At 68.3% G+C, this 5,206-nt stretch carries 7 protein-coding genes; 4 read left to right on the plus strand and 3 right to left on the minus strand.

Annotated features, from left to right (window positions below):
- The 3 genes from QZ772_RS21610 to QZ772_RS21620 all read right to left on the minus strand — a co-directional run.
- Positions 1-643: phage holin family protein (locus tag QZ772_RS21610; protein WP_295530857.1), on the minus strand; the 643-nt coding region annotated here is incomplete at its 3' end.
- A gap of 49 nt (positions 644-692) precedes the next feature.
- Positions 693-1,004 carry a DUF883 family protein gene (locus QZ772_RS21615; RefSeq protein WP_017760725.1) on the minus strand — a complete coding sequence of 104 codons (312 nt, stop codon included), beginning with the start codon at positions 1,002-1,004 and terminating at the stop codon, positions 693-695.
- Positions 1,005-1,213: 209 nt separating this feature from the next.
- Positions 1,214-1,429, minus strand: coding sequence for a hypothetical protein (locus QZ772_RS21620; RefSeq protein ID WP_155947166.1), 216 nt, complete (start codon positions 1,427-1,429; stop codon positions 1,214-1,216).
- A gap of 284 nt (positions 1,430-1,713) precedes the next feature.
- On the opposite strand from QZ772_RS21620, the gene QZ772_RS21625 reads away from it, so the two are divergent.
- The 4 genes from QZ772_RS21625 to QZ772_RS21640 form a co-directional block, all read left to right on the plus strand.
- On the plus strand, positions 1,714-2,337 hold the full coding sequence (locus tag QZ772_RS21625) for a YitT family protein (protein ID WP_295530861.1): 624 nt from the start codon (positions 1,714-1,716) through the stop codon (positions 2,335-2,337).
- Positions 2,338-2,495: 158 nt separating this feature from the next.
- Positions 2,496-4,019 (plus strand): polyhydroxyalkanoate depolymerase, encoded by a 1,524-nt coding sequence (gene phaZ, locus QZ772_RS21630; RefSeq protein ID WP_295530863.1) that lies wholly within the window; start codon positions 2,496-2,498, stop codon positions 4,017-4,019.
- Positions 4,020-4,037: 18 nt separating this feature from the next.
- Positions 4,038-4,706 (plus strand): RnfABCDGE type electron transport complex subunit B, encoded by a 669-nt coding sequence (locus tag QZ772_RS21635; RefSeq protein ID WP_295530866.1) that lies wholly within the window; start codon positions 4,038-4,040, stop codon positions 4,704-4,706.
- A partial coding sequence (locus QZ772_RS21640; RefSeq protein ID WP_295530869.1) for a LysE family transporter occupies positions 4,703-5,206 on the plus strand: 504 nt, incomplete at its 3' end. The genes QZ772_RS21635 and QZ772_RS21640, both read left to right, overlap by 4 nt.

The following is a 5,206-nucleotide window of genomic DNA, read 5'->3' on the forward strand; positions in this document are numbered from 1 at the left end:
CCAACACGGCCACCACGGCGGCGGCAGCGGCGCCCGTCGCGACGGGGTGCTCACGTGCCATGCGCATGGCGGTGGCCGACAGAGGCTGCGCGGGCGGTTGCGCTGCGGCGCGTGCAGCGGCTTCGGCCTGCGCGGCCGCACGGCGCTCCTGCAGCAGCGCGCGACGCGCGCGTTGCTCGGCGATCCGCGCCAGGACCTCTTCTCGCATTGCCGCGACATCGGCCGGGGCTGCGGGCGCTGGCGATGCATTGGGGTCAGCACCGCCGGTCAGGTCGCGCCGCAGTTCCTGCGTCAGCGGAAGGACTGCCTGCGATGTCTGCCGCACCCTCGCCAGAAGCAACGCCAGCAGCACGACCCAGACGATGGCCCATGCCAGAGCCACCCACCAGGCCGCTCGGACGCGAAACGGACCATCCCAGTAGTGGACGACCACGGCACCCGATAGGACCACGCCGACAACAACGCTCACCAGTGCAAGCAGTGCCGAGAGAAGTGCCGATTGCGCGAGCGGCGCACGCGCTTCCTGCCAAGCCAGACCGGCAAGCTGCGCGCGGTCATGGACGCCGAGCGCGGCTTCCGCACCTGCCGCCTTCCAGCGACGCCATCGCGGTCCTATCCCCACCATGTCGAGCAGACGACTCATGCGTACCGCCTTCCGGCAAAACGCCGACGGCGACTGAGTGTGAGCGCCATCAACGGCGGCTGCCGATCAACAGACCCACCAGCACGCCAACGGCCAGGGCGGCACCCGCGATCTGCCAGGGCTCATCATGCGCGTAGGCATTGGCCGTCTGCGCTGCCTCCTTCGCCTTCTTCGCGGCCACCTTGCTCTTCTCGGCGGCCAGTTCCCGTGCGATCGCGAGCTTGGTATCGACGCGCTGCTTCAGCGCCTTGAGCTGGGGAACGCCTTCGAGGTCCTTGTTGGACAGAACGCCGCGGACATCGCTGGCAAGGTCTTCGACCACGGCATTGGCGGCGGCTTCGAGATTCTGGGTGACGGACATGGAATACCTTCCCTCGTATTCAGGACATCGGCGACGCGCCGACAACGAAAGCCACCTCGGGGTGGCATTGGAAGGATATTAATGCCCGTACCGCGCCGCATTGCCGACGGACAAGCGCCCGGTCGGCATTAGCGGCCCGGCTTGCGTCCGCCCCCGCCACCTGTTAGGCCGGCTGGCTGGGCAGATGCCTAGAGCGGAGACGACGCCATTCAGAGGGTACGCCAGCGAAAAGCGGCGGCACGCATGAAGGAGTGATGCACCCGCATCCGCAAGGACACCCTTCCGCGCATGGCCGGCAATACTGGCGACGGGGGTTGCTGCCCAGGCGTCGGCGGCGTGCCGCGGTCGGGCTGGACCGGCAGTTCCGCCGGGTCGGCCGGCGGCGTGCTCATCATGGACTGGCGGGCAGAGACTTGCAGCATCACGGTCGCACTCCTTCAATGGTCTGCTCTGAACAAGAAGGCCACGGCCGGCCTTACTTGCGGGATGGCGTCACTGTCGAGCTCCGCTTGTCGCGCGGGACCGGGCGAGCCACGCCAAGGTGTGTCAGCAGGCGAAGCCATCGCCTGAGGCGCCGCAGCCCGCTGGCTTGCAGGTCATTTCTGGCACGCCGTGCCGCCACCCTTGCAAGTCCTGGATTCCAGGATTGCGATCTGCGAATTTGTTCCGCTAAAGCCCATTCGGCCTGCTTCTTGCGTAGCATCCCACCATGGACATCACTGGACGGCCTTCCTTGCCCTCACTTCGTCATTCCCGATTCGAGGACATTCAGGCCTTGTGTGCCGGCACGTTGTTCGTCGCCATGGCGCTGGTCCTGTTCGGCCAGGCGGGACTGCTCACGGGAGGAACCGCCGGCGCAGCCTTCCTGCTGCACTACGCCACCGGGATCGGGCTGGGACAGGGCTTCTTCCTGCTGAATCTGCCCTTCTACGGCTTCGCGTGGAAGCAGATGGGCGGCGAATTCACCGTCAAGACCTTCACCGCGGTGCTGCTGTTGTCGGTGCTGACTGAGCTGGCCCCCCGATTCGTGTCGATCCAGGCGCTGCATCCGGCCTTCGCGGCCATCTTCGGGGGCCTGATGCTGGGCACGGGCTGCCTGTTCCTGGCCCGCCACCGAGCCAGCCTGGGGGGCGCCACGGTCATCTCGCTCTACCTGCAGGAACGCCGCGGCTGGCGAGCCGGCAAGGTGCAACTGGCCATCGACTGCACCGTGCTGCTGGCCGCGCTGTTCGTGGTGGAGCCTTCGCGGGTCGGCTGGTCGATCCTCGGCGCCGGGGTGATGGGTGGGTTCCTGTGGATCAACCACCGGCCGGGCCGCTACGTCGGCAGCTGAACCGCCGGTTTTTCTCGCGATGGCTGATGCGCGCGGCCATGTTCACGGCCGATCCGCCACTTGTGCCGCGCAGCGCCGCCGATGCAGACGGCGCGTACGCCCTCGCGTCAGGACCCGCTGCTATATTGCGACGCAGCGAAACTAGCGCCCCAGACCCCATGCTGTATCACCTCTATGAAGCCCAGCGCTCGCTGATGGAGCCCTTCGCGGACTTCGCCCGGGCCGTCTCCAAGCTCTACGGCAACGGCTCCATGTTCAGCCAGTTGCCCATGGCTCAGCGCGTGGCCGCGGGCTACGACCTGCTCTATCGGCTGGGCAAGGACTATGAAAAGCCTGAGTTCGGCATCCAGTCCGTCGAAGTGGACGGTGCCGACGTGGTGATCCACGAGATCGTGGAGATCGACAAGCCCTTCTGCCAACTGCGCCGCTTCAAGCGCTACACGGACGACCCGGCGGTGCTGGCCACGCTCAAGAGCCAGCCGGTCGTGCTGATCGTGGCGCCCCTGTCGGGTCACTACGCCACGCTGCTGCGCGACACCGTGCGCACCATGCTGCAGGGCCACAAGGTCTACATCACCGACTGGAAGAACGCGCGCACCGTTCCCCTGTCCGACGGCGAGTTCCACTTGGACGACTACATCAACGATGTGGAGCAGTTCATCCGCCACGTGCAGGCCGAATACGGCAACTGCCACGTGATGAGCGTCTGCCAGCCCACGGTGCCCGTACTGGCCGCCATCTCGCTGATGGCCAGCCGCGGCGAGGCCACGCCGCTGACGATGACGATGATGGGCGGCCCCATCGATGCCCGCCGCTCGCCCACCGCCGTGAACAACCTGGCGATGAACAAGAGCTTCGAGTGGTTCGAGAACAACGTCATCTACCGCGTGCCGCAGGGCTTTCCGGGCGAAGGCCGGCGCGTCTACCCCGGCTTCCTGCAGCACACCGGCTTCGTGGCGATGAACCCCGACCGCCACGCGACCAGCCACTACGACTATTTCAAGGATCTGGTCAAGGGCGACGACGCCAGCGCCGAGGCCCACCGCAAGTTCTACGACGAGTACAACGCCGTGCTCGACATGGATGCGGACTACTACCTGGAGACGATCAGCACGGTCTTCCAGGAATTCAAGCTGGTGCATGGCACCTGGGACGTGCGCAACGAGGCAGGCCAGATCGAACGCGTACGGCCGCAGGACATTCGCCAGTCGGCACTGCTGACCGTGGAAGGCGAACTGGACGACATCTCCGGCTCCGGCCAGACCCGCGCCGCGCACGACCTGTGCACCCAGATCCCGGCGGAGCACCGCGAACATTACGAAGTTGCTGGTGCAGGCCACTACGGCATCTTCAGCGGTCGCCGCTGGCGCGAGATGGTCTATCCCAAGGTCCGTGCCTTCATCGCTGCGCACGACCAGCCCCAGACCCGCGACGACGCGCCGCTCGCCGCCGAAGACGTCCGGCGCCCACGTGCGGCCAAGGCGGTGGTGGCCAAGCCTGCGGCGAAGGCCACCGAGACCGTCGACGTGCCCGTGGCCGCTCCTGCGCCCCACAAGGTGCCGGCCCGCAAGACGGCCAAGCCCGCCGCCGTGCGCAAGACCGCCCCGCCGGCCAGCGTGGCCGAGTCGCCCTCGCCCGCTCCGGCCCGCAAGGCCCCGGCACGGCGGCGGACGAGCGCCTGAGCCCGCCCTCCTTCCCTCATGTCCGGTACGCTGACCGAACGCCTGCTCGATGCCCTGCCCCAGACGCAGTGCACCCGGTGCGGCTACCCGGACTGCGCCGGCTACGCTGCGGCGCTGGCTGAGGGCAGCGCCGCCATCGACCGCTGTCCGCCGGGCGGTGCCGATGGCGTGCGTCGCCTCGCGGCGCTCCTGGATCGTGACGAGCGCCCGCTGAACCCGGACTGCGGCAGCGAAGGTCCGCGCACCCTGGCCGTGATCGACGAGGCCTGGTGCATCGGCTGCACGCGCTGTCTCGAGGTGTGCCCCACGGACGCCATCCTGGGCTTCCACAAGCGGATGCACACCGTCATCGAGGCGCATTGCACGGGCTGCGAGCTGTGTGTGCCCGTCTGCCCGGTGGACTGCATCGCTCTGGAGGTGGTCACGCCCGGCCTGAGCGGATGGGCGGCGTGGTCGCAGACGCAGGCTGACGATGCCCGGCGACGTTACACCGCGCGACAGCGGCGCGTTGCCCCCCCTGAGAGCGACGAGCAGCCCGTGGCCGGAGTCTCCCGGCCGGCCGCCATCGACGCCCTGCCTGCGGCCAACAGCAGCACCGCAGCGACCGACGCCCGCAAACGCCGGATCGTCGAAGAAGCCTTGGCGCGCGCGCGCGCCGCACGCGCGCCCCGGGCCGACGCCCCATGACCGCAGAGACGCTGCTCCTCTACGCCCTGGCCTGCGTGGCCATCGCGGTGATACCCGGACCGACCATGCTGCTCGCCCTGTCCAACGGCATGGCTGGCGGCATGCGCCGAGCGGCCTGGGGCATCGCAGGCGCCTGTCTCGGCAGCGCCGCCGTCATCGCCGTGGTGGCACTGGGACTGGGTTCGCTCTTGGCGGCCTCGCAATGGCTGTTCGACGCGCTGCGTGCGGCGGGTGTGCTGTACCTGGCTTGGCTGGGCCTGAAGATGTGGCGTGCACCGACGACCGATCTGCGCGCTGCGCTTGCCCAGGCGCCCCAGGACGAAGCGCAGCGCGGCGTCGCCCTGCTGCGCAGCTTGGCCGTGGCCCTGTCCAACCCCAAGGCGGTGTTCTTCTTTGCCGCCTTCCTGCCTCAGTTCGTCGATGCTCGCCAGCCGCAGGCGCCGCAATACGCCCTGCTGGGCGGCGTGTTCATCGGCATCGACCTGCTGGTGATGCTGGCC

This window comes from uncultured Pseudacidovorax sp. (genome assembly GCF_913773995.1).
GTDB lineage: Bacteria > Pseudomonadota > Gammaproteobacteria > Burkholderiales > Burkholderiaceae_C > Xenophilus.